The organism is Lactobacillus sp. B3795, from assembly GCF_026535805.1.
GTDB classification, from domain to species: domain Bacteria; phylum Bacillota; class Bacilli; order Lactobacillales; family Lactobacillaceae; genus Apilactobacillus; species Apilactobacillus kunkeei_C.
The window spans coordinates 168,257-192,384 of record NZ_JAFNPE010000014.1; the positions used below are offsets into that span (position 1 = coordinate 168,257).

Consider the following 24,128-nt stretch of genomic DNA (forward strand, 5'->3'; position numbering starts at 1 on the left):
ACAACTAAAAGCCTTATCTAATACATGCCGTGTTTGGCTAATGTATTTGAAAATAAAATATTATATGAAATGTGAGGGATGTACTATGGCAAGAAGTCCATTTGATCCATTTAACGATGATTTTGACAAAATTTTTAACCAATTTTTAGGCGATACAGGTAACTCAAATACCCAACGTCGATACATGATTAATGGTCAAGAAGTTACCCCAGAACAATTAGAAGAATTAAGAAGAAGTGGCCAACTACAAGGTGGCCAACCTAATACCCAACAAAAAGCTGCATCTAATAAAGGAGGAATTCTTGAAAAGTTAGGTCGAAACTTAACTCAAGAAGCTAGAGATAATAAGTTAGACCCAGTAATTGGAAGAGACAAGGAAATCCAAGAAACTGCTGAAGTATTATCCAGAAGAATCAAGAACAACCCTGTATTAGTTGGTGACGCCGGTGTCGGTAAGACTGCCGTTGTTGAAGGCTTAGCTCAAGCAATTGTTAAGGGTGACGTACCTGCATCAATTAAGAATAAGGAAGTTATTAGTATTGATATCTCTGGTCTAGAAGCCGGAACTCAATACCGTGGTAGTTTTGAAGAAAACATTCAAAACTTAATTAAGGAAGTCAAAGAAAAGGGTAACGTTATCCTATTCTTCGACGAAATCCACCAAATCCTAGGTGCCGGTAATGCCGGCGACGAAAGTGGATCCAAGGGATTAGCAGATATTATCAAGCCTGCATTATCTCGTGGTGAAATTACCGTTATCGGTGCTACTACTCAAGATGAATACAGAAACACAATTCTAAAGGACGCTGCTTTGTCACGTCGTTTCAATGAAGTGCAAATTAAGGCACCAAGCGAAGAAACTACTTTAGCAATCTTGAAGGGTATTCGTCCATTATATGAAGAACACCACAATGTGATTTTACCTGACGAAGTATTGAAAGCTGCTGTAGATTACTCAGTTCAATACATTCCACAAAGAAGTTTACCTGACAAGGCTATTGACTTAGTAGACATGACTGCTGCACACTTGGCTGCACAACACCCAGTCTTAGATCAAAAGCAAATCGAAGACGAAATTGAAACTGAAAAGAAAGCTCAAGAAGCTGCTGCAGCTAAGGAAGACTACGAATCAGCATTAAACCACAAGAACAAGATTGAAGAACTACAAAAGCAAATCGACAACAAGAGTGACGAAAAGAAAGTCACTGCTACTGTCAACGATGTTGCTAAGTCAGTTGAAAGATTGACTGGTGTTCCTGTTGCTAAGATGAGCAGCACTGACATCGAAAGATTAAAGACTATGGGCGACCGTCTAAAAGGCAAGGTAATTGGCCAAGACGAAGCTGTTGCTGCAGTCGCTCGTGCCATCCGTAGAAACCGTGCCGGTTTTGACGAAGGTAACCGTCCAATTGGTTCATTCTTATTCGTAGGTCCTACTGGTGTAGGTAAGACTGAACTTGCTAAGCAATTAGCTAAGGACATGTTTGGTAACAAGAACAACATTATCCGTCTAGATATGTCAGAATACTCCGACCCAACTGCCGTTTCCAAGTTAATCGGTGCTTCAGCTGGATACGTTGGATACAACGACAACAACAATACTTTGACTGAAAAGGTTCGTAGAAACCCTTACTCAATCGTATTACTAGATGAAATCGAAAAGGCTAACCCACAAGTGCTAACACTTCTATTACAAGTATTAGACGATGGTCGTTTAACAGACGGTCAAGGAAATGTGGTTAACTTCAAGAACACTGTTGTAATTGCTACTTCAAACGCCGGATTCGGTAACGAAGCACTTACTGGTGAAGACGACAAGGACAAGAAGTTAATGGATCGTCTAGCTCCATACTTCCGTCCAGAATTCTTAAACAGATTCAACGCAATTGTTGAATTCTCCCACTTAACAAAGGATGACTTGAAAGAAATTGTCGACTTAATGTTAGCAGACGTAAATGCTACATTAGCTAAGAAAGACATGGATGTTGTTGTATCAGATGATGTTAAGGACTACTTAATCGAACAAGGATACGACGAAGCCATGGGAGCTCGTCCACTACGTCGAGTAGTTGAACAAGAAATCAGAGACAAGATTACTGACTTCTACCTAGACCATGAAGACATTAAGCACTTAAAGGCTGAAATGGAAGATGGTACTGTCGTAATTAGTGAAAACAAGTAATCTGAATAATAAAAAGAGACCGTTTGGTAGGAACGGTCTCTTTTTTATTTGAATACCCATAGTTTGCTTAGTACAAAGTTAACTGGAACGGTCACAATTAATGTTAGTACCGGGATAATTTGTTCGTTAATAGATGTGTAGACAGATAATAGGTAGGTTAATAGTACTGTTAAACACCATGTGAATACGTAGGTAGAATAATATTTAATTGCAGTTCTAGTAACTTTACCGCTAGTCTTGAATACCCACTTTTTATTGATGGTTAAACCAATCAAAGTAGTGGTTCCATATCCGATCGCCATAGCAATGGTAGGTGATGTAATCCGCCATAGGCACGTATAAATTAAATAGGTTAGTACAGTGTTAATAAATCCAACGATACCGAATTTGAAAAATTGCTTAATTATATTAATCATTTATTTTCTCCGTGTGAAATCATTTGAACTTATATAACAAAATTACTTTTTGATAATCGGCGCTGCTGAATATTAATATAAATGAAAAAATCCATTATATCCACGAGTCCTTTATTTCTTCTAATTTTTCCTTTAACTCATCAATGCTTTTAAAATCAAATCTTTCATAAAGATCACTGGGCACTTCTTTAATTTCGTGGATGTTAAATTCTCTTGGAATGTCAATTTTATCTTTAATAAATGTTAGGTTTCCCTTTGGATCCCTAACCCATCTATTACCCTTGCTATCTTTGAAATAAATTAATGCTTCTGGTCTTATTCCACCCATGCTTGATCCTTCGGTACCAATTATTTTATATACTATTTGAGGAGTAAGTATAGGTAAAAATAAATAGTTATGATTTTCATCATCGAATTGGATTTTAGTTTTACCAAAAGAGTATCTATTGATTACTGATATAACCCAAACTTGATAAATGGGTTCGGATGATGAATTACCTATCATTATTGGACGATATATTGTATGATTATCAACTGATTTTAATGGTAAGTTATCATCCAAAGTGTGAACATATATTTTTGATGCTTGGTCAGACATTTGTTTTATTCGTTCATCTTCTTGGATTTTAAGTGCTTTGTTTGATATAGAAAACGATTCATAAAGCAAGAAAATATTCATTAATGTTGTCACGATTGTGAATAAGGTGCTTTGATTATAAAATAAGTTAAGTATTATTGATATAACTATTACGATTACAATAATTATTACTTTAATTGAAATTTTTTCAAGTATACTTCTAACACTTTTAATTGATATCATCTCCCTGTAAATTGGTGTTATATTATAATGATAGCATATGTTTAAAAGGAGATTCGCATGCCCTTACAATATTCTTTTGAGATTACACCCAACATTGATCAAGTTAACCTGGATGGTTTATTAAAACTAAATCCAGAATTCATCTCGATTACCGATAGAAATCACGACATGGATAACCTGCTACAAAGCATTCAAATTGCCGACTACATTCATGCCAATTCATCCGTTGATGTCGTCATTCATCTGACTGGAATCGACAAGGATGAAAAACGAGTCCAAGAGATGATTGATTTGATGCAACAACACGATATCCACAGCGTGCTGGCACTGCGTGGCGATAAGTTATCGCAAAATGATACGGCGGTGACATTTCCACATGCTGATCGACTAATTGAATTTATCAATCAAAAGTATCCACATGTGAATATCTCTGGCACTTGCTACTTAAATAGTAGTGACGAAGAAATGAAATGGTTGAGACAAAAGATTGAAAAGGGATGCACGAATCTGATTTCACAGTTTAGCTTTGACGCAAATGATTACGTTGATTATTTAAATCAAATTGAAATCGATACGCCAATCTGGTTTGGGATTATGCCGGTAATTTCGATATCACAAGCAGAAAAGATGCTGAACATGACCCATTCGACTGCTCCAGATGAACTAACTGCTTTGATGAATCAGCATGGCGATAAGTTCGGTGAGGATGGTGTGCAATACACCGCGGGGATGATTAATAAAATCAAACAATCGGGTGCTAGCCACATTCATTTGTATTCATTAAATAATGCGGAAAACACTGAAAAGATTATTAATAAAATTTAGCGCACAAAAAAAGACGCCCTTCGGCGTCTTTTTTTATACACACATCATCTAAAAGAGAGATTAATACTTAGGTTCCCACTTAGTATCTTCGATAGCTTTGTCAACATCCTTGATGTCTTCACGTGTAAGACCACGTTTTACAGCGCTATCGGCAACGGCCTTAGCTACAGTAGTTGAGAATTGATCCAACTTAGAAACTGGAGGTAAGACAGCAGCACCTGGTTTGTCAGTGTCGACAATACCACCAAGTGAGTGGGCAGCTGCGGAAATCATTTCGTCATCTAGAACAGTTGCTGTAGCAGCAATTGCACCTAGACCTAGACCTGGGTATACAAGGGCGTTGTTAGCTTGACCGATTTGGTAAGTAGTACCGTTGTATTCAATATCGTTAACTGGGATACCAGTACCGATAAGAGCTTTACCGTCAGTCCATTTTAGTAAGTCTTCAGCCTTAGCTTCAGCCAACTTAGTTGGGTTTGAGATAGGGAAGATGATTGGACGTTCAGTGTGAGCAGCCATGTCCTTAACGATTTCTTCAGTGAAAGTGTTTGGTTGAGTTGAAGTACCAACTAGGATAGTTGGGTGAACTTCTTTAACAACTGCTTCTAGAGTAGTTAGTGAATCTGCGTTATCAAATTCGCTACGGCTTCTAGCAAATGGTTTTTGTTGAGGAGTCAAAGTATCGTCGTCATCGAACAATAGACCTTGCTTATCAACTAGGTAGAAGTGCTTCTTAGCTTCTTCTGGGTCCATACCTTGTTGTACGAATTCATCGTATACACGAGAAACGATACCAGTACCGGCTGAACCTGCACCAAATGATACGTAAGTTTGGTCCTTCATTTCTTCACCAGAAATGTTTAATGCACCTAAGATACCTGCTAGAACGATGATACCAGTACCTTGGATATCATCATTGAATACAGTGTACTTGTCTTTGTATCTGTCTAGAATTTCAGCAGCGTTGCTACGACCGAAGTCTTCGAAATGTAGGTACATTTCTGGGAACATTTCTTCAGCGTCTTCTACGAAAGTATCAACGAACTTGTGGTATTTTTCACCGTAAACACGTTCGTGTCTGTTACCTAAGTACATTGGGTCCTTAAGTAATTCTTCGTTGTTAGTACCAGCATCTAGCACAACAGGTAGAACTTGGCTAGGATCGATACCAGCAGCGGCAGTGTAAACCATTAGTTTACCAACAGCGATATCAACACCGTTAGTAGCCCAGTCACCAATACCTAAGATACCTTCAGCATCAGTAACTACGATTAGACGGATGTCTCTGCCTTCAGCAGCATTCTTTAATGAAGTCTTAATTGAATCTAGATCATCATCGATTGATAAGAATGTAGCGTTTTGTGGTTGAACGAATAGTTCACTGTAGTTTTCAATAGTTTCAGCGATTGTTGGATCGTATACGATTGGCATAAATTCAACAACGTGTTGTGAGAATAACTTGTAGAATAGAACACGGTTTTCATTAAATAGAGTCATTAAGAAAACACGTTTTTCTAAATCTGATGGTTTGCTTTGGAATTGAGCGTAAGCTTGGTCCACTTGTTCTTGTAAAGTTTGAACGTATGGTGGAAGCATTCCTTCTAAACCAAGTTCTTTTCTTTCTTCTTTAGTAAATGCAGTACCCTTATTCTTGAAAGGATTGTTTAAAATATCATATCCAAAAGACATAGTACTTACCTCTTTTCATAATTTATATATAGATAATAATACATGGGTATTTTTATAGTCAAAACTTAGTGTTATAATAAATATAATTTATATCTAAAAATAAAACCTTTTTATATCAACGCTGGGAGGCGTTTTTTATGAACACCAGAGACCTAGAATATTTTATAAGCTTAACGGAATTAAAAGTTTTTTCGAAAGTTGCTGAAGAATTTAAGGTAAGTCAACCTACCATTACTTTCGCTCTGCAACGATTGGAAAAAGAGATGGACGCTAAGTTGATTATTAGACATCGTACCCATGGCGAACTCATTGTAACCGATAGTGGAAAACAATTGTTGAACCACGCTCGCGCAATCATTCGTCATTTTGACGTTGCTAAGCGCAATATCGCCAACTTGAAGGCCAAAAAAGTTTCAATCGGGCTACCACCAATTATTGAAACGAGATACTTTCCATCAATTGCTCAACATTTAAAGGAAAGAAAATTATTAAACAGCATTATTACTTACGAATATGGATCGGAAACGACCAAGTCGGCCTTGAAGAATGGGGAATTAGATTTAGCATTGCTAGGTTCTAACAACCCATTGGAAGATCCAGACATCGAAACAGAAGAAATCGAAAGAATTCCATTCTGTGCATACGTTTCAAAGGACCATCCATTAGCTAATGAAGGGAAGATTCATTTTGCTGACCTAGCCAAGGAAGACTTTGTACTATTTAAACAAGGATTTACCCAAAACGAATCGTTTAATCAATTAGCTAAGCGCAATTCATTTCATCCAAACGTGATTTTCAGATCAAATGAAACCAACAACATCATGAGTCTGATTTCCAACAACGTTGGTGTCGGATTTTTTAACTCATTAGTTCAGGTTCCAGATGGGGTAGTGAAATTAGAATTCTTAGACGAAGATATGCCAATGTTTGTTACCAACCTGGTTTACCTAAAATCACATTACTTCAATGACTTTCAAAAGGAAGTCTTGGATGTTATTAGAGATTCTCTTAAAAGATAACTATAAAAAGTCCTAAGTTTAATCTTAGGACTTTTTTGTATATTTTTTCTTAAAAATCTTTAGATATTCTTAATGTTATATATACTGCAATGACGCCGTTTTTCATCTAAAATTAACATTAATAGAAAAGATGGAGGAGACCATAATGAACAAAGAAACTAAAGAAAAAAAGATTTTGCATAAAGTTAAAAAGAACTGGGTCGTTATTGGAATGGCGACAGTATCATTATTAGGTGCAGGATATACTACATTACAAGATACCAACATCGTATCTTCAAATGTTGTCGTTCATGCTGACACCTTGGACAACCAAGGTCCTGTGAATATCAATATTGATAAGAATAATTTTAATAACTATTTTGACACTTTAAATAATGCTTCATACAATCAAGAAAATGGTGTTATTACACTTACAACTGATAATGTTTCTCAAAGTGGTGGTGTTTCGCTAAAAAATAAAATTTCAATGAATAGAAGTTTTGACCTTAAGGGTTCAATTTATCTTGGGGATAAGACTGATATAGAAGGTGGAGCCGATGGTCTAGCAATCTTCTTGCATCCAAACTCTGTTAAAACCGCTATTAGTTCAGGAGCATCTGTTGGTATGTGGGGAATTCCGAATGCTGTTGGATTTAAACTTGATACTTTTTATAATCATGGCGACGATCCATTGCCAAATGGTGATAATGCAAAACTTGATGGTCAAGGTGATGCACCGTTTGGAGCATTTACCTACACCGACGGTAGTGGTAACTCAGAACAACTAAAGAACGAATCATCAGTACAATTCATTCAAGATAAATCCAGTATTTTAAATAAGGACGCTCAACTATTACCGTTTGACTTTTCTTACAATGCATCAACTAAGCAATTTACTGTCACTTATGATAACCAAACATGGACAAAAACGTATGATGGTAACAGTCAAAATATGGTGCTAGTAATTAGTGCTGCTACAGGATTGAGTCACAACTTACAACAAGTCCAATTAGATAGCTTTTCTTATTCAGCTGATCCAATTTATTTATCCCAACAATCAGCAATGGATCAACTTAAGAACACAGCAACTGACACAACAAATAAAATTAATAATGATGATAAATTAACAAACGAACAAAAAAATGATCAAAACCAAAAGGTTTCTGATGAGTTGCAAAAAGCATATGATAATGTTCAACAACAAACTACTTCTGATGGAGTAACTAAAGCTCAAGAAGATGGGAAAAAATCGATTGAGAATCAATATGTTCCTGGTTCACAATTAAACCCAGAAAGTAGTAGCGCACAAAGTTCATCTGCAAGTAGCAGTGAACAAAGCTCAACACAAAGTTCAGCTGAAAGCAGCAAGGCAGAAAGCTCCGCGCAAAGTTCAACAGAAAACAGTAGCGCACAAAGTTCAGCTGAAAGCAGCAAGGCAGAAAGCTCAGCGCAAAGTTCCGCAGAAAACAGTAGTGCACAAAGTTCTGCTGAAAGCAGCAAGGCGGAAAGTTCAGCGCAAAGCTCAACAGAAAACAGTAGCGCACAAAGTTCAGCTGAAAGCAGCAATGCGGAAAGTTCAGCGCAAAGCTCAACAGAAAACAGTAGCGCACAAAGTTCAGCTGAAAGCAGCAAGGCTGAAAGTTCGGCACAAAGTTCAGCAGAAAATAGTAGCACACAAAGTTCATCTGCAAGTAGCAGTGCACAGAGTTCCGCTGAAAGCAGTAAAGCAGAAAGTTCAGCACAAAGTTCAGCACAAAGTTCTGCAGAACACAGCAGTGCAGCAAGCTCAGCACAAAGTTCCACAGAACACAGCAGTGCACAAAGTTCAGCTGAAAGCAGCAAGGCAGCAAGCTCAGCGCAAAGTTCCGCAGAAAACAGCAGTGCACAAAGTTCAGCCGAAAGCAGTAAAGCAGCAAGCTCATCTGCTTCAACTCATGAAACCCGACATCACGAAAGTAATGCTTCAAATTCATTAGCAAACAACAAAGATGCAAAACGTTTACCACAAACCGGTGATCAAACACATGAAAATGTGTTAGTTGCTGTTGGTACAATTCTGATTGCTTTGGCTTTAGGTTTAGCATTTGTTGCATCAAGAAGAAGACGTAAGCATTAAGGATTTATATAATTGAATTTTTTTCTAATTATGGAAAATTAAAAACAACTGCTAAATTGTGAATTTTTTAGACAAAAAATCTACTTTGGTTTATCACAAAGTTTTAGTAGATGATGCAAGTTTAATACTAGTCACATAGTTAGATAGTTTCTAATATAAAACCAAGATGTATAAAAATAAAAACACCTATCTCTTATTGAGATAGGTGTTTTTATATATGCGTTATAAAAAGTTTGAAAAAATATTCAAATGACTTAAATATTCCAATGAAATTTTTAAATTTATCATAGCAAACTTAAACTTATAAATGCTGTTTTCACAATCTTTTTAACCTAAAATACACTATGAGATTTAGATAAAAGGAGCGGATGTTATGAATAAGGAAGTAAAATCAAAAAAGATATTACATAAAGTCAAAAAGAACTGGGTCGTAATTGGTATGAGCTCAGTAGCTTTATTGGGTACCGGATTTGTGGTATCTCAAACATCAAGCGCATTACCAACTGGAGTTGTTGCGCACGCGGATGAAACCACTAGTACAAGTGATAAACAATCATCATCAAGCACAACCAATTCAACTTCAGATAAAAGCAACGACAGTTCTGCTGTTCAACAAAGTAGTGAGTCAGCACAACCAAGTAATGCTAGTCAATCTACAAGCATCGAAGCAAGTAAATCAGGTGATTACTCAGCTCCGCAAAGCTCTGTAAATGCTACCATCAGTAATCTAGGCTCTCAAACTACTAATGTTAAGAAAGATGCATCCATTAACTATTCATTAACATTGACTAACAATGACAGCCTTGGAAGAGTGATTCCAAAGGGAACTCAAATTAAAATTAATGTCAATACTCCAGAAAAAACTAGTTTTAATGATGTATTCTCATATTCTGTATATTCAAATTACTCAAGTCAAAATAATTTTGATGACAGTATTTCTGGAAACACAATCACATTAACCACTAATAAGGACTTTTATCCAGGAACAGTTAACATGAATTTATCACTAGTTGTAAAGGGACCTAAGTATGACTGGGATGGTGATAGTGAAGAACACGAAACTAACCCAGATCCAGTCAATGTGAATATCACTTCATCACTACAATTACCAGGTGAAAGTGAACAAAATATAAATGTCGATGGCAATCAAATTTCAGTATTGCCAAACACTAAAGAAGAAGACCAAAAGAAGAATCCTGATGATATCGGAATTCCTGGATATCTATCAAGCCACTTTATTAAGAATTACCCTGACGACGTTAAAGATTACAGTCAAAGTAATACAAATGGCAATTATGTTAATACTGATGGCGGTAGTGCATATTATTCTCCATCATATACTAACAAAGATGGAAAACCATACTTTGTAGTTACAGGTGAGTTCAACCGTGGGAATATAGCAGGATATTATGGTACTCGAATTTTATTTAGTGATGGTAAAAACTTTGATTTAAATAATTTAAAACTATATGCATCTCATGATGAAGGTGTGACTTTTGAAGACATTACCGATAAGCCAGGTGTTTCATTTGGCATTGATAATAATGGAGCTGTTTATGCAGATTTTTCTAAGTCCGCTTACACAAAAGACATCGTTGATTTTGTGGCTTACAGACCATATACAGATTTATCAGGTAGTTATCACGTCGTTGGATATGGTGATTACTATCGAAGCGATATAGATCAAAATGGTTCTCAAAGAATAGGTGAATACACTTATAAGATAATTCCTGCTAAAGGCGATACAGGAAGTTCATGGATTGTTGCACCTAACCAAACTGCATACACTCAACCAGATGGAACTTATGCATATTCTGCAAATAGTTTAAAAGATGGCGTTAATGTATACAAGACTGTTAATGGTAACCCAGGCGGATACGAAAAGTTAGATAATGCTACAGTTGATGTTACAAATGATGGAAACGTTAGCGATGGACAAACCATAAAGGTGGCTCCAGGAGCATCACAACAATTAAATCTAACTTACACATCTACTGACTCAAGCAATGCCAAAGCTCAAGCAACACTTACTTTAGTTAACCCATATGTTTCTATTTCTGATCAAAAAGTTACTAGAACCGCAACTGTTAACTATGTAGATTCAACTACTAATAAAGTAATAAAAACTGATAGCAGTTCAGTTGAATTTGTTTCAAGTGGTTTGAAGGACACCCGAGATAACTCAATCACTTGGGACCCATGGAAGATTTCAAGTGGGGAAACTTCATACAAGTTCACAGTTCCTACTATTGATGGTTATGTTCCAGAAGATACCAGTGAAATGACTGGTACTTTAACACCACTAGGGGATGACTTTGTTAAGACCGTTTACATGGATCCACTTGAAACAGTTACACAAACAAGAGTAAAAGATGTTAATGTTTTAGCTAAGGATAAAACAAATACTAGTGGGCCATCCGGATCATACGTAAACATTCCAGGATATGACCAACATATTTATGTGACATTCACTAAGACGGGTATTAAGAATCAAAAAACTGGTGAAGTTACTTGGGGAAGCTATGAACCTGATAAAAAAGCGGTTACTGCTAATGCAGCCCAAATTCCTAATTACACATTAGTTAGCAATCCAACTGTTACTAAGGATGTTTCTGCTCCACTTGGTGACACCGAACCAACATATGCTGAAATCTCATTCCTTTACGTTCCAAAACCTGCATCAAGTGAATCATCACAAAGTAGCAGTGCCGCAAGTTCAGCGCAAAACAGTAGCGCCGAAAGTTCCGCCGAAAGTAGCAGTGCTGCAAGTTCAGCGCAAAGCAGTGAGGCAGAAAGCTCAGCTGTAAGTAGCAGTGCTGCAAGTTCAGCCGAAAGCAGCAATGCGGAAAGCTCAGCTGTAAGTAGTAGTGCTGAAAGTTCTGCTGTAAGCAGTAGTGCGGAAAGTTCAGCTGTAAGTAGCAGTGCAGAAAGTTACGCCGAAAGCAGTAAGGCGGAAAGCTCAGTGGAAAGCAGTAAGGCAGAAAGCTCAGCTGTAAGTAGTAAGGCAGAAAGCTCAGCTGTAAGTAGTAGTGCTGAAAGCTCAGCGGAAAGCAGTAAGGCAGAAAGCTCAGCTGTAAGCAGTAAGGCAGAAAGCTCAGCTGTAAGTAGTAGTGCGGAAATTTCTGCTGTAAGCAGTAAGGCGGAAAGCTCAGCGGAAAGCAGTAAGGCGGAAAGTTCAGCTGTAAGCAGTAAGGCGGAAAGTTCAGCTGTAAGCAGTAAGGCGGAAAGTTCCGCCGAAAGCAGCAATGCCGAAAGTTCATCTGCAAACAGTAGTGTCAAAAGTTCAGCTGAAAGTAGTAGTGCCGCAAGTTCCGCTGTATCTAATGGTGGAAACAATGGTGGAACCCCTGAAAGCAGCGCTCAAAGCTCATCTGCAAGCTCAGCCCAAAGCTCTGCATCCAGTTCTGCTAATCCAGGACATGGTAACAATATTGGTAACCCATATAATGACCATCATGTTACTCCAGTAGTTCCAACTCATGGAAACAACGCCGGACAACCTTCAACTAATGGGCAAAACCGTTTACCTCAAACAGGTGATCAAACCCATGAAAACATACTTATTGCTATTGGTATGGCATTAATTGCAATGGCACTAAGTTTAGTATTTTTCGCATCAAGAAGAAAACGAAAATAATAGTAAAAAGACTCCGTTAAACGGGGTCTTTTTTATTTTCTCTAATATCTCTTCTATAATGAATAATTCTAAAAAGTATTGATAAATTAAGATGTTAAATTAAAAAAGTATAATTATTAAGAAAAAATTTAAGAAAATTTAAGAAAACACGTACTGAAATTTAATAATCATTAATTTAGAATAAAGTATAAACAGATATTGATTATAGGAGGGGTTTATAATGAATAAACAGTTCAAAGAAAAGAAAATCTTACACAAAGTTAAGAAAAACTGGGTCGTAATTGGTATGACTACAGTTACCTTCTTAGGAGCAGGATATGTTGCTTCTCAAGGCGTTAGCATTGTACCTACAGCAGTTGTTGCACATGCTGCAGCTAGCAATTCAGCTGCCCCTGCTTCTAATGTATCAGCTAATTTAACTAGTTCATCAAGCACTAGTATTTATTCTAACCAATCAGCAACCTATCAAGTGTCATTAACTAATAATAATCAATGGGGAAACTACATACCTAAGGGAACCCAAATTAAACTATCGTTTAATTTAAATGATGGTAAGAAATTATCTGATCTAATTGGATACCGAACTTATACTGAAAATGGTAATGCGAATGTTTTTGATGTTAGTTCAGACGGAAGCAGCATTGTTCTTACTACCAATACAGATATTTATGCAGGAAGCAGAAATGTTAGCTTGACGTTAACAGCAAACGATAAAATTCCCGCAGATACTCAGTTACCATTTACTACATCATTAACCTATAACGGAGTCACCAGCCAAATTTCCCAATCTTCAATTGAAATTAAAGCAAAGTCAGGATTCACAAATCCTCCAAATGGGGAACCACTCCAAATGGGTGCTTATCCTTTTAATGTTAAGCAAGATCCCAGTTTGCCTACCTATCCAGATGCTCCAAATGGGTATAGTTTAGCAGATGCTAATGAAAATTTGGTATCAAAGGGTACTAACACTGGTTCAGCATCATATGCACCAATTAAGACCAATGATAATGGATTACCTTATTTTGTTGCCTTAACAGAGTTTAATGGTAGTGATCGTGGATTCAAGGCAGATACATTAATCCTGGGTGATGGGACTAGTGATAGTCATATTGATCCAAATAGTTTAAGAGTATACGCTATTGACGGTGATAAATATGTTGATATCACTAATACTCCAGGTGTTAATATTTCCTACGATAGTGGAGCAAACCAATACTTTGCTGACGTTTCTAATTCACCATACAATGGAGATACATTAGATTTTGTTGCTTATGTAACATATCAACAATTAACTAAGAATATGTATATTCATGGTTGGATTCACTATCATGCTGATGGTAGTAGTGATATTATTTCTAGTCAAATGCAACAATCAACTATTAGTATTGTTCCAGGTAAGAATAATACTAATGAAAAATGGATAGTTGCTCCTGATAAGATTGTATACACAGATGACAAAGGCAATTACAATATTAGTGACGATGATTTATTAAATGGAGTGAGTGCATATCAAGCCACCCAAGATGGTTTTACACAAGTTGACAATAGCCAAGTCACTGTAAATGATAGAGATAATCTACCAAATAATGGACAAATCGCTTATAACGCAGACAATCCAACAAAGTACAGTATCTCATACAAAGTAGACGGACAAGATACTCCTGTAAAAAGAGAAGTTGAAGTTATCAATCCGTATGAAAATGTTAAAAAGAACGTAACATTAACTGCAAAAGTTAACTATGTTGATGCCGATACTAACCAACCTATTTCTGGTGTAGATTCCGCAACTAATTCTGTAGTATATACTAACGAAGGTGTTACAAATACATTAGATGGAAAAACTAACTGGAATGGTGATTGGACTGTTACTAGCGGACAAAAAGACTATTCATTTACTACACCTGAAGTGTCAGGTTACGAATTGGTAGATGCTAATGATAAAGTTGTATCTGGTACTTTAGATTCTAATGGTGATAGTTTTGAAAAAAATGTTCTTTTGAAACGAATTGAACAACCAAATTCAAGCTCGACTGCCACAGATAGCTCTGCAGCATCCTCAAGTGAAGCATCACAAAGTAGCAGTGCTCAAAGCTCAGCTCACAGCAGTAGTGCGGAAAGTTCAGCCCAAAGTAGTAGTGCAGAAAGCTCCGCACAAAGCAGCAGTGCTCAAAGTTCAGCACACAGCAGTAGTGCGGAAAGCTCAGCACACAGCAGTAGTGCGGAAAGCTCAGCACAAAGTAGTAGTGCAGAAAGCTCCGCACAAAGCAGCAGTGCTCAAAGTTCAGCACACAGCAGTAGTGCGGAAAGCTCAGCCCAAAGTAGTGATGCTCAAAGTTCAGCACAAAGCAGCAGTGCTCAAAGCTCAGCGCACAGCAGTAGTGCGGAAAGTTCAGCCCAAAGTAGCAGTGCTCAAAGCTCAGCCCAAAGTAGCAGTGTTGGGAGTTCCGCTTCAAATCATGTAGTTGTACCAGGTTCATCAAGCCATGATAACCACAATGGTAATCCAGACACTGATAAGAATGAAACATCAACACAGTCTGAAGAAAGCCACAAGAATAACGCTGTTAACCCTTTAGTTGAACATAAAGGAAATACTAATCCTGTAAATAAAGATGCAAACCGTTTACCACAAACAGGTGATCAAACACATGAAAATGTCGTTGTTGCCGTTGGTACTGCATTGATTTCAATCGCATTAGGTTTAGCTTTCTTCGCATCAAGAAGAAAACGCAAGTAATAATAAAAAGACTCCGCTTGGCAGGGTCTTTTTTATTGTTTTAATACTTTTAAGTAAATAAAAAAGCACCCAATTATTGAGTGCTTTTTTCGTATATATAAAGACTAGTTGTTCTTAGTAGTGATATCTGAACCGAAGTACTTCATTGAAAGTTTCTTCATAGTACCATCTTTACGTAGTTCAGCTAGTGCTTGGTTAATCTTCTTAGTTAGAGCTTTTGAGTTCTTGTTTAACATAATTGAAGTTTCAGCTGGAGCTTGTAGCTTAGTTGGAACATCAATTTCTTTTAGACCCTTAGTTGAGTTGTGCTTTGCAAAGTACTTCCATGCAGGAACTGAGTTAACAGTACCATCAGCACGACCTTGTTGAATTAATTGGTAACCAGTTGAGTTGTCAGGAGTTGATGATACGTTAGCACCGAACTTCTTAGCAACAACGGCGTTATCAGTACCAGCACCGTCAACGATGTTCATACCCTTGATGTCTTTGATGCTCATCATTTTGCTGTCACTCTTAGTGATCAATGTGTAGTATGAGTAAGCGTATGGGTCAGAGAATGAGTATAGCTTTTCTCTTTGTGGAGTAACAGTCATGTTGTTCATAACAGCATCGTATCTGTTACTACCTAGACCAGCAATTAAACTGTCCCACTTAGTTTCAACAAAGTTAGCTTTTAGACCTAACTTCTTAGCAACATCCTTAGCTAAATCAACTTCGAAACCTTGTAGCTTACCATCTTTTCTGTATGAGTAAGGTGCGTAAGTACCTTCTAGACCGATGGTTAACTTACCACTGTTAGTTACTTCTGACTTGTAGTTCTTTGAGCTTGAGCTGTTACCGCATGAGGCTAAGATAGCACCAGTACCGAATACGGCTAAAGTAACTGCTAGAGACTTGAATAATTTGTTAAATTTCATGATATTGAATCTCCTTAAATGTTTTGTAGGGTCATTGCTGCAAGAAAATCTTTGATTCTTTGATCATCTGATTCAAAAAAGTCTTTTGTATCACCATCGAAACCAACTTTACCATCTTCAATGAAGACAATCTTGTCGGCAACACGTTGAGCAAAAGTAAGATTATGAGTAACAATAACTAATGATTGTTTTTCTTTGGCTAAATCTAATAACACTTTTAGAACTTCTAGTTCAATTTCAGGATCCAAGGCGCTGGTTGGTTCATCCAATAGGATGTATTCGGGATGCATTGCTAATGATCTAGCTATCGCAACACGTTGAGCTTGTCCACCTGATAGTTGACTTGGGTATGAGTCGGCTTTGTCTAGCATTCCAACCTTATCCAAAAGTTTTTCGGCAACTTCCTTGGCTTCTTCTTTACTCTTGTTTAGAACTTGAACTTGGCCTTCCATAACGTTCTTTAGAACGGTTAGGTGAGGGAATAAGTTAAAACTTTGGAATACCATACTAGTTTTTCTACGAATGTTTAAAATGGTTTTTGAACTTAATTTCTTTGAGAAATCAATCTTTTGATCATTGAATTCGTATTCACCAGCTTCTGGTGTTTCCAAAAGGTTTAAAGATCTAAGTAGAGTTGATTTACCGGAACCAGAAGGTCCGACAATCACTGAGGTCTTGTTCTTAGGAAATTGAAGGGAGATATTATCTAATGCATGTTGTTTGCCAAATGTTTTAGATACGTTTTTTAAATTAATCATTAACGTACTCCTTTCTAGTTGCTTACAGAATAACGAGAAACTCGTTTTTCTAGGTAACTTTGTAAGATTGTAAGAACACTACAGATGACTGCATAGATTGCAGCTACCAGAATGTACATAATTAGTGGTTGATAGTTTTCAGCCGCGATTTGTTGACTGACTTCAAACATTTCAACGATAGTAATTGAAGCAGCTAGTGAAGTATCCTTAACCAAACCAATGAACTCATTGGATAAAGGTGGTAGTGACACACGACTAGCTTGTGGCAAGATAATTCTCCATAGTACCTTGCGTTTGGTCATACCTAATGAGTAGGCAGCTTCCCATTGACCATCTGGAATTGATAGGATGGCACCACGAATGGTTTCTGAAGCGTAAGCACCAGTGTTCAATGAGAAAGTGATAATACCAGCAACAACTGGTGTTAATCTGATCCCATCTGGTAGAATTCCAGTGATTCTTAGGTATGGAAGACCGAAGAATACAATGAATAATTGAACCAATAATGGTGTACTTCTGAATAGCCATACATAGAAGTAAAAGAATGCTTTTACAATATTGAATAGGCCACCACGATGTGAGATTTTAACTAAAGCGGTAATAACGGCGATAGTTAAACCGATGATAAATGATACGATTGCAATTGGAATCGTGTAAGCAATACATGCCGAGACCAATTGAGGAGTCGCATCACGAATGATATCCCATGCGCTCATATCTCTTCTCCTTTATTTTTTTACTATAATTATGGAAATACGTAATTTAATCCAATCACCATTTTACACTATTTACATTTAGTTACAAATAATTAGTACACAAATTAATCTAAAATAGGTATGTTTTATAAAAAATTTAAAAAACATACCTATATAATGACTATTTTTGTGGAATTGGTGTGATTAGTTTGTTGTTTGGAAGGACAATTCCAGCATCTTTAATTGCTTCAAGATATAATTGTAGGAACTTGAATTGAACGTTGAACTTTTCGGTATCGGTACATGGAATCCATTCCTTTATGGCGATGGTTCCATCACCTAAATCGACAGTTCCTAATAGTTGAGGTTCGTCGATAATGCCTTGGGTGTTTGGAATGTTCTTAGCGTTGACGTCCTTAACGATATCGATGATTTGTTGAATTGGACTGTCAGGGTTAACACGAATGTTAATTTCAGCCTTTAGACGATCCTTGGACATGTTACAGATGTTAGTGATGTATCTGTTAGGGACGAAGTTAAGTGAGTCATCGACACCACGAATTTGAGTTGAACGAAGGCCGATTTCAGATACCGTACCTGTGATGGTGTCTAATACGACGAAGTCACCGACATCAATTTGGTGTTCGAATAGGATGAAGAAACCAGTGATGATGTCGTTTGCTAGTCCTTGAGCACCCAAACCTAAGGCAACGGTTACAAGACCAGCACCGGCTAGAAGTGAACCAACGGGAATACCGATGATACTTAGAATTGAGTATAACCAGAAGAAGATTAAGATGTAATTGTATGTGTTAGATGAAATTGATTTCAAAGTACCTTCACGTTTGGGACTAATCTTCTTTTGTTTTTGTAGGTATCGACCAAATAGATGATTGATGATGATTTGACCAATAACCTTAATAATAAGGAAGAAAATAGAAATTAAAAGAATATCAATAACGGCAAAAGTTAGATTATGAAGCATGTCGCTCCATTTAAAACTATCTACATATTGCTTTAGAATACTTGGATTTTTTGCAGCTAAACTAAACATAATAATGACTTCCTTTCGTATTTATATATGATAGTAAAAAACGCCCCAAAACGGGCGTTGAAACTCTATTTTGAAATATCGGCGATTACCTTGTTGTTTGGTAACTTAATACCAGCTGCGGTAATGGCTTCAAGGTATAGTTGTAAGAATTTGAATTGAACATCAAATCTTGCTTCATCCGTAGTTGGGATGAATTCCTTTACGGCAATGGTTCCATCACCCATATCAACAGTACCTAGGATATCTGGATCACCAATGATTCCTTCGGTACTTGGAATGTTCTTAGCATTAATGTCTTTCATAATGTTAATAACTTCAGTGATAGGGGTATCTGGGTTAACGCGGATGTCAATATCTGCCTTCATGCGTTCCTTAGACATGTTACAGATGTTAGTAATATATCTGTTAGGGATGAAGTTTAAAGCATCGTTGTTACTTCTAATCTTAGTGGTTCTAAGACCAATTTCAGATACTGTACCGGTCACATCACCAATGGTAACGTAGTCTCCAATGCTAATTTGTTTTTCAAATAGAATGAAGAACCCATTGATGATATCACTGGCTAATCCTTGGGCCCCTAAACCAATGGCAACTGAGAATAGACCAGCACCAGCAAGTAGTGTTCCGATTGGTACACCGATAAAAGTTAGCACAGAGTAAATCCAGAAGAATACTAGGATGTACATGTATGAGTTAACTGATAATGAGTGTAGAGTCTTCAATCTGTTTTCAGGAATACCACGTTCTCTTTTAGCGTAGTTCTTAAATAGATGGTTAATGATTTTTTTACCAATTCCCTTTAAGATTAAGAAAAAGATTGAAATCAATACGATATCGATTACAATATTTGTTAAATTATGTAGGATCTCGTCCCAATTAAAACTTTGAAAATATCTGGCTATGAAACTAGGGTTGGTTGCAACCTTTAGCATATAGTTCACTCCTTAAACAATTATCACATATAATATCGTAACATCAGAATTATTAAGATGACAGTTAAACCGTCTAACTTAAGAAAATGTTAACCTATTGCGGCTTACATCGGTGTTAGAATAAAATTAATGAACGATTTATCCATATCGTATGTGGCGATGCTGACCACTAAAGCTAAGATTAAAAATACTATGTTGTTTTTGATTGTTCTGTGCAAATAGACCTTGCGACCGATAACAAATACGAGTGTGATAACAGTCAATACAGCTATCAAGAAGACGATGAGTCCACTCATTAGACCAAATTTATACATATTATGCATCTCTTTTCTATTTAATAAGTTAATCATAACACCAACCATACATATTTAAGTGAACAATAACCTTATGGAGGAATTAAAAGTGAAATACGAACACAAGCGCCAACTTACCAGGGATAAAATTGAGGGCGCGTTAATCAAAGTCGCAAAAAACAAGGGGATTGCTGATGTAACGGTGAGTGATATCATCAAGACCGCAAACATTAATAGAAGTACATTTTATCGTCACTATATTGATAAACCAGATTTGATTGAGAAAATAGAAGATCGCGTTATTAATGATATTAGGGAAGCAAACGTTGATTTAAAGAATAGCAATGTGAAATATATTGATACAGCAGCAGGAAAATTCGTTTATCAATTTTTAACAGTTATCGAGGATAATCAACAAATCTTAGAATTATTACTAAGTGGAAAAGGTGATATTCAATTTACGATGAAATTGATTGTCTTTTTTAACGAATTAGTTGATTCAACTACTGAGGTTTTCACTGATTCAATGGATGAAAAGAAGCGCAAACTATTCGCCGCTTATAATTCATCGACAGCATTAGGGATAGTAGCCTTTTGGGTTCATCATTTTGATGAGTACGATAAGGACTACGTCTATGATTTCTTAATGCATCGACAATACTAAAAAAACACGCTATGAATTTCATAGCGTGTTTTTTTATGGGGAAGGATAATTACTAGCTATTCAGCGCTTAAACTTTCGATTGGATCTAGTTTAGCACCCTTGTTTGAAGGAAGAATTGAAGCTAGTAGGTTGATGATAACGGCAACAACGATACCGAAGATGGCGTTACCAACTGAGATTTGGATAATTGAGTAATCAATCATACCATGTACCGCTGAGTTAATTCCTAATTGAATTAGGTATGAAATAACGACAGCTGCTACTGATGAGAAGATTCCTAGGAATAGTGCTTGGCTGACGAATAGCATTCTGATGTTACCCTTAGTAGCACCTAGGGCACGTAGAATACCAATTTCCTTAGTTCTTTCAGCAACACTAATGTATAGGACAACGATAATCATGATTGCTGATACTAATAGTGAAATACCAGCAATGGCAGCTAATACGTATACAGCAAGGTTAATGTAAGTGTTTAGAGTTGATACAATCGCACCAGCACCTTGAATGCTGTATGCTTTCTTACCATTAACTTCGATGGCCTTGATTCTGTTTTGAACAGGGTTGACGTTGTTTACGCCACCCTTGATGTTTACGTTTAAGAAGTTTGGTTCAATCTTGATGCCGTTGTCGGCTAGAGCTTCTTTAACAGTAGCGTAGTTAATGATAGTAAGTGGGCTTTGTGAGTCGATGATACCAGAAATCTTTAATTTCTTAGTTACTGGGTATGGGGTACCGTTCTTCATGGCAGTGAATGAAACTTGAATTTCTTTTCCTACCATTGAGTTAGGGTTCTTCTTGTTTAATGCCTTAGCAGCGGTAGTGTTAATTAGGATTTCGCCATCCTTAGGAGTTGTACCGTGTTTGATATTGTCTTCATTAATAGTAGCTAAACTAGTAGTCATGTATGAAGATTGGGCAGTCTTGTTGCCATCCTTCATTTGAATACCAGTTGATGCGTAAGCTTTTTCAACGGATTTAACACCCTTTATGTTTTCTAAACGGTTAACGTCAGCATCCTTAAATGAGGAATGATCGTTAGTGTTTTTATGGGAAACTTGAACACTGTTTGGATTTACTTGAGAGTAAATTTCATGGTTAATGTATCCTCGAACACCGTTTCCAAGTCCTAGCATGAATACAACTGAGAAGATACCGATCAATCCACCAAAGATAATTAGTAAGTTACGTTTGGAGTTGTACTTGATGTTATCCCAAGTCATTTTAACGATTGATTTTAATGATAGTGATTTTGATTCTAGTGCTGGTTCGTCACTTTCTGAGTACTTATCACGAAGAGTTCTGTCTTCATCGATACGACCGTCAGTCATGTGAACGATACGAGTACCGTAATCAGCAACCTTTTGAGAGTGGGTAACAGTTAGGACTAGTTTTCCTTCCTTAGCAATGTTATCCAAGATTTGTAGGATTTCAGTTGTGTTTTCAGGGTCCAAAGCACCAGTTGGTTCATCGGCGATTAGCATTTCTGGGTCACCAGCTAAAGCACGGGCGATTGAAACACGTTGTTTTTGACCACCAGATAATTGGTTAGGGTACTTGTTGATGTGATCACTTAGACCGACCTTAGCAAGTAATTCTTTGGCGCGGGCTACTTGTTCCTTCTTTGAAAGGGTAGTCATTTCAAGTGGAACTAATACGTTATCTAAAATAGTTAAGTGACTAATTAGATTGAAGCTTTGGAAGATAAAACCGATTGTCTTACGACGGTATTCATCTAGTTGTTTGTCAGTATCATGTTTTAATGAACTGCCGTTTAGTAAAACGTCACCTTCGTATTTACTGTCCAATCCACCAATGATGTTCATTAATGTTGATTTACCACCACCGGATTCCCCAAGGATTGATACCATTTCGCCTTTTTCGAATGATAAATCAATTCCTTTTAAGACTTTGAATTCGTCTTTGCCTAGGTAGTATGATTTTTGAATATTTTTTAATTCTAAGAATGACATTATTTTCACTCCTTGTTGTTATTTAATTTGTAATGACTATTATATGCGGAAATGTATGCAAAACAATCATCAAAATGAAAGAAAGTGTTGCATTTTGAGAGAAAAATTGCAGTAAAATTAAAATTTGTCACATTTTGTAATATTACTATATCATTCCTGCAACATTAGGCGTCTATAATGCAAATCAAAGATTCATTTAGAGAAATAGGAGTGAGTATATTGATTAAGTTCAGTTTTAAATCAATATTGATGACAATGGTCGCTTCTCTTGCTTTAACAACGGGGGTTGGAGCAATTGGAAGCTTTAATACAAATGCAAGTGCAAGTAGTAAAACCGTATATGACTTGTCAGAATGGCAAGGGCGTCTAACTAATAAGAAGGCAAAGAACTTAAGCAAAGAAGTTCCATTCGCAATTCTTAGAGTTCAATACGGATCAAGTTACAGTGATAAAACATTCAAACACAACAAAGCGCTATTAGATAAGTACAAAGTACCATACGGTGTGTATTCATTTAGTAGATATAATTCATCAGCAGCTGCTGCAAGAGAAGCTCGTGACTTATACCACAGAGCACCAAATGCTAAATTTTATGTAAACGATTTTGAAGTTGCTTCAATCAGTCGTCGTCATTCAAACGCTGCGACTGCAAAATGGGTAAACACTTTACGTCCACTTGTTGGATCTAAAAAGATTCTATTCTACTCATACTTAAGTTTCATGAAGACATATGCTTCTCAAGCATTAAGTAAGTATGATGGATACTGGTTAGCTTCATACACTAAGAATGAACCATCAATTGCCCACGTATTATGGCAATACACTGATCGTCACTACTCATCTGCATTACACAAAAAGGTAGATGCAAGTAAGTTACGTGAACAAAAATCTTGGTTCTTAGGTACAGTCGCTAAGAAAGTAGCTAACAATGACGCTAACAAGGGTCAAAAGGTGGAAAACAAGCAAGGTAACACTGAAGTGAAACCTGCCGCCACATCAAATGACAAGACTGCTAAAGTTGTTAACCTAGCTGCTAAGAAAGCAACAGTTAAGAAGACAGACGTCAAGAATGAAACTGCCAAAAAAACAACTGTTAAGAAGGCAGATGCCAAGAAAGAAACTACTAAGAAGGCAAATGCCAAAAAAGCAACTGCTAAGAAGACAACTGCTAAAAAAGCAAAGAGACATGTTAAAAAAGCAAAAAAACATGTTAAAAAGGTGACTCATCACAAAAAGAAACATGTAAAAAAGTCAGTTAAGAAACACCACAAGAAAAAGCATGTTAAAAAGGTTCACCACAAGAAGAAACATCATAAGAAACATGTAGCATAAAGAAAAAGGCGATAGTCATTAGACTATCGCCTTTTTTGATCTGAAAACAAATAAAAAAACCTAGTCAAAGGGCTAAGTCTTTTTATTATGTGG

At 36.7% G+C, this 24,128-nt stretch carries 17 protein-coding genes; 8 read left to right on the forward strand and 9 right to left on the reverse strand.

The annotated features are described in order from the left end of the window. Positions 1-85 precede the first annotated feature (85 nt). Entirely contained in the window at positions 86-2,182 is a 2,097-nt protein-coding gene (locus tag J3U50_RS06110) for an AAA family ATPase (protein WP_301945819.1), read from the forward strand. Positions 2,183-2,226: 44 nt separating this feature from the next. Here J3U50_RS06110 and J3U50_RS06115 read toward each other — a convergent pair whose 3' ends face one another. Next, positions 2,227-2,598, reverse strand: coding sequence for a GtrA family protein (locus tag J3U50_RS06115; protein ID WP_301945820.1), 372 nt, complete (start codon positions 2,596-2,598; stop codon positions 2,227-2,229). A 94-nt stretch (positions 2,599-2,692) separates the two neighbouring features. Then, a complete protein-coding gene (locus tag J3U50_RS06120) occupies positions 2,693-3,196 on the reverse strand; it encodes a hypothetical protein (RefSeq protein ID WP_301945821.1) in 504 nt (167 codons plus the stop codon). A 279-nt stretch (positions 3,197-3,475) separates the two neighbouring features. Between J3U50_RS06120 and J3U50_RS06125 the strand changes: the two genes are divergently transcribed. Next, on the forward strand, positions 3,476-4,243 hold the full coding sequence (locus J3U50_RS06125) for a methylenetetrahydrofolate reductase (protein ID WP_301945822.1): 768 nt from the start codon (positions 3,476-3,478) through the stop codon (positions 4,241-4,243). Between the two features lie 60 nt (positions 4,244-4,303). Here the strand turns inward: J3U50_RS06125 and J3U50_RS06130 are convergent, their stop codons facing one another. Then, entirely contained in the window at positions 4,304-5,932 is a 1,629-nt protein-coding gene (locus J3U50_RS06130; protein ID WP_054608564.1) for a malolactic enzyme, read from the reverse strand. A gap of 137 nt (positions 5,933-6,069) precedes the next feature. Here J3U50_RS06130 and J3U50_RS06135 point away from each other — a divergent pair, with 137 nt between their 5' ends. The 4 genes from J3U50_RS06135 (at position 6,070) to J3U50_RS06150 (ending at position 15,420) form a co-directional block, all read left to right on the forward strand. Continuing rightward, on the forward strand, positions 6,070-6,951 hold the full coding sequence (locus J3U50_RS06135) for a LysR substrate-binding domain-containing protein (protein ID WP_301945823.1): 882 nt from the start codon (positions 6,070-6,072) through the stop codon (positions 6,949-6,951). A 145-nt stretch (positions 6,952-7,096) separates the two neighbouring features. Beyond that, positions 7,097-9,046, forward strand: a complete 1,950-nt coding sequence (locus tag J3U50_RS06140; RefSeq protein WP_301945824.1) for a DUF1542 domain-containing protein — start codon at positions 7,097-7,099, stop codon at positions 9,044-9,046. A gap of 373 nt (positions 9,047-9,419) precedes the next feature. After that, the gene (locus J3U50_RS06145; protein WP_301945825.1) at positions 9,420-12,683 is read left to right on the forward strand and encodes an LPXTG cell wall anchor domain-containing protein; all 3,264 of its coding nucleotides are present in this window, start codon (positions 9,420-9,422) and stop codon (positions 12,681-12,683) included. A 220-nt stretch (positions 12,684-12,903) separates the two neighbouring features. Continuing rightward, positions 12,904-15,420: an LPXTG cell wall anchor domain-containing protein gene (locus J3U50_RS06150; protein ID WP_301945826.1), complete on the forward strand. Its 2,517-nt coding sequence runs from the start codon at positions 12,904-12,906 to the stop codon at positions 15,418-15,420. Between the two features lie 104 nt (positions 15,421-15,524). Here the strand turns inward: J3U50_RS06150 and J3U50_RS06155 are convergent, their stop codons facing one another. From J3U50_RS06155 to J3U50_RS06175, 5 genes are all read right to left on the reverse strand, one after another. Then, positions 15,525-16,337, reverse strand: a complete 813-nt coding sequence (locus tag J3U50_RS06155) for a transporter substrate-binding domain-containing protein (RefSeq protein ID WP_054608558.1) — start codon at positions 16,335-16,337, stop codon at positions 15,525-15,527. A gap of 14 nt (positions 16,338-16,351) precedes the next feature. After that, positions 16,352-17,095 (reverse strand): amino acid ABC transporter ATP-binding protein, encoded by a 744-nt coding sequence (locus tag J3U50_RS06160; protein WP_054608557.1) that lies wholly within the window; start codon positions 17,093-17,095, stop codon positions 16,352-16,354. A gap of 14 nt (positions 17,096-17,109) precedes the next feature. Then, positions 17,110-17,811 carry an amino acid ABC transporter permease gene (locus tag J3U50_RS06165; protein WP_301945827.1) on the reverse strand — a complete coding sequence of 234 codons (702 nt, stop codon included), beginning with the start codon at positions 17,809-17,811 and terminating at the stop codon, positions 17,110-17,112. Positions 17,812-17,971: 160 nt separating this feature from the next. Continuing rightward, positions 17,972-18,844: a mechanosensitive ion channel family protein gene (locus J3U50_RS06170; RefSeq protein ID WP_301945828.1), complete on the reverse strand. Its 873-nt coding sequence runs from the start codon at positions 18,842-18,844 to the stop codon at positions 17,972-17,974. Positions 18,845-18,909: 65 nt separating this feature from the next. Then, positions 18,910-19,776 carry a mechanosensitive ion channel family protein gene (locus J3U50_RS06175; protein ID WP_054608555.1) on the reverse strand — a complete coding sequence of 289 codons (867 nt, stop codon included), beginning with the start codon at positions 19,774-19,776 and terminating at the stop codon, positions 18,910-18,912. 402 nt (positions 19,777-20,178) lie between these two features. Between J3U50_RS06175 and J3U50_RS06180 the strand changes: the two genes are divergently transcribed. Further along, positions 20,179-20,733, forward strand: coding sequence for a TetR/AcrR family transcriptional regulator (locus J3U50_RS06180; protein ID WP_301945829.1), 555 nt, complete (start codon positions 20,179-20,181; stop codon positions 20,731-20,733). Between the two features lie 56 nt (positions 20,734-20,789). On the opposite strand, the gene J3U50_RS06185 is transcribed toward J3U50_RS06180, so the two are convergent. After that, a complete protein-coding gene (locus J3U50_RS06185; RefSeq protein ID WP_301945830.1) occupies positions 20,790-22,703 on the reverse strand; it encodes an ATP-binding cassette domain-containing protein in 1,914 nt (637 codons plus the stop codon). A gap of 219 nt (positions 22,704-22,922) precedes the next feature. On the opposite strand from J3U50_RS06185, the gene J3U50_RS06190 reads away from it, so the two are divergent. After that, positions 22,923-24,035: a GH25 family lysozyme gene (locus tag J3U50_RS06190; RefSeq protein ID WP_301945831.1), complete on the forward strand. Its 1,113-nt coding sequence runs from the start codon at positions 22,923-22,925 to the stop codon at positions 24,033-24,035. The last annotated feature ends 93 nt before the right edge of the window (positions 24,036-24,128 follow it).

Coding starts and splice junctions, on each gene's coding strand:
- J3U50_RS06110 (WP_301945819.1), top strand. CDS start 86: ATGGCAAGAAGTCCATTTGATCCATTTAACGATGATTTTGACAAAATT.
- J3U50_RS06115 (WP_301945820.1), bottom strand. CDS start 2,598: ATGATTAATATAATTAAGCAATTTTTCAAATTCGGTATCGTTGGATTT.
- J3U50_RS06120 (WP_301945821.1), bottom strand. CDS start 3,196: ATGTCTGACCAAGCATCAAAAATATATGTTCACACTTTGGATGATAAC.
- J3U50_RS06125 (WP_301945822.1), top strand. CDS start 3,476: ATGCCCTTACAATATTCTTTTGAGATTACACCCAACATTGATCAAGTT.
- J3U50_RS06130 (WP_054608564.1), bottom strand. CDS start 5,932: ATGTCTTTTGGATATGATATTTTAAACAATCCTTTCAAGAATAAGGGT.
- J3U50_RS06135 (WP_301945823.1), top strand. CDS start 6,070: ATGAACACCAGAGACCTAGAATATTTTATAAGCTTAACGGAATTAAAA.
- J3U50_RS06140 (WP_301945824.1), top strand. CDS start 7,097: ATGAACAAAGAAACTAAAGAAAAAAAGATTTTGCATAAAGTTAAAAAG.
- J3U50_RS06145 (WP_301945825.1), top strand. CDS start 9,420: ATGAATAAGGAAGTAAAATCAAAAAAGATATTACATAAAGTCAAAAAG.
- J3U50_RS06150 (WP_301945826.1), top strand. CDS start 12,904: ATGAATAAACAGTTCAAAGAAAAGAAAATCTTACACAAAGTTAAGAAA.
- J3U50_RS06155 (WP_054608558.1), bottom strand. CDS start 16,337: ATGAAATTTAACAAATTATTCAAGTCTCTAGCAGTTACTTTAGCCGTA.
- J3U50_RS06160 (WP_054608557.1), bottom strand. CDS start 17,095: ATGATTAATTTAAAAAACGTATCTAAAACATTTGGCAAACAACATGCA.
- J3U50_RS06165 (WP_301945827.1), bottom strand. CDS start 17,811: ATGAGCGCATGGGATATCATTCGTGATGCGACTCCTCAATTGGTCTCG.
- J3U50_RS06170 (WP_301945828.1), bottom strand. CDS start 18,844: ATGTTTAGTTTAGCTGCAAAAAATCCAAGTATTCTAAAGCAATATGTA.
- J3U50_RS06175 (WP_054608555.1), bottom strand. CDS start 19,776: ATGCTAAAGGTTGCAACCAACCCTAGTTTCATAGCCAGATATTTTCAA.
- J3U50_RS06185 (WP_301945830.1), bottom strand. CDS start 22,703: ATGTCATTCTTAGAATTAAAAAATATTCAAAAATCATACTACCTAGGC.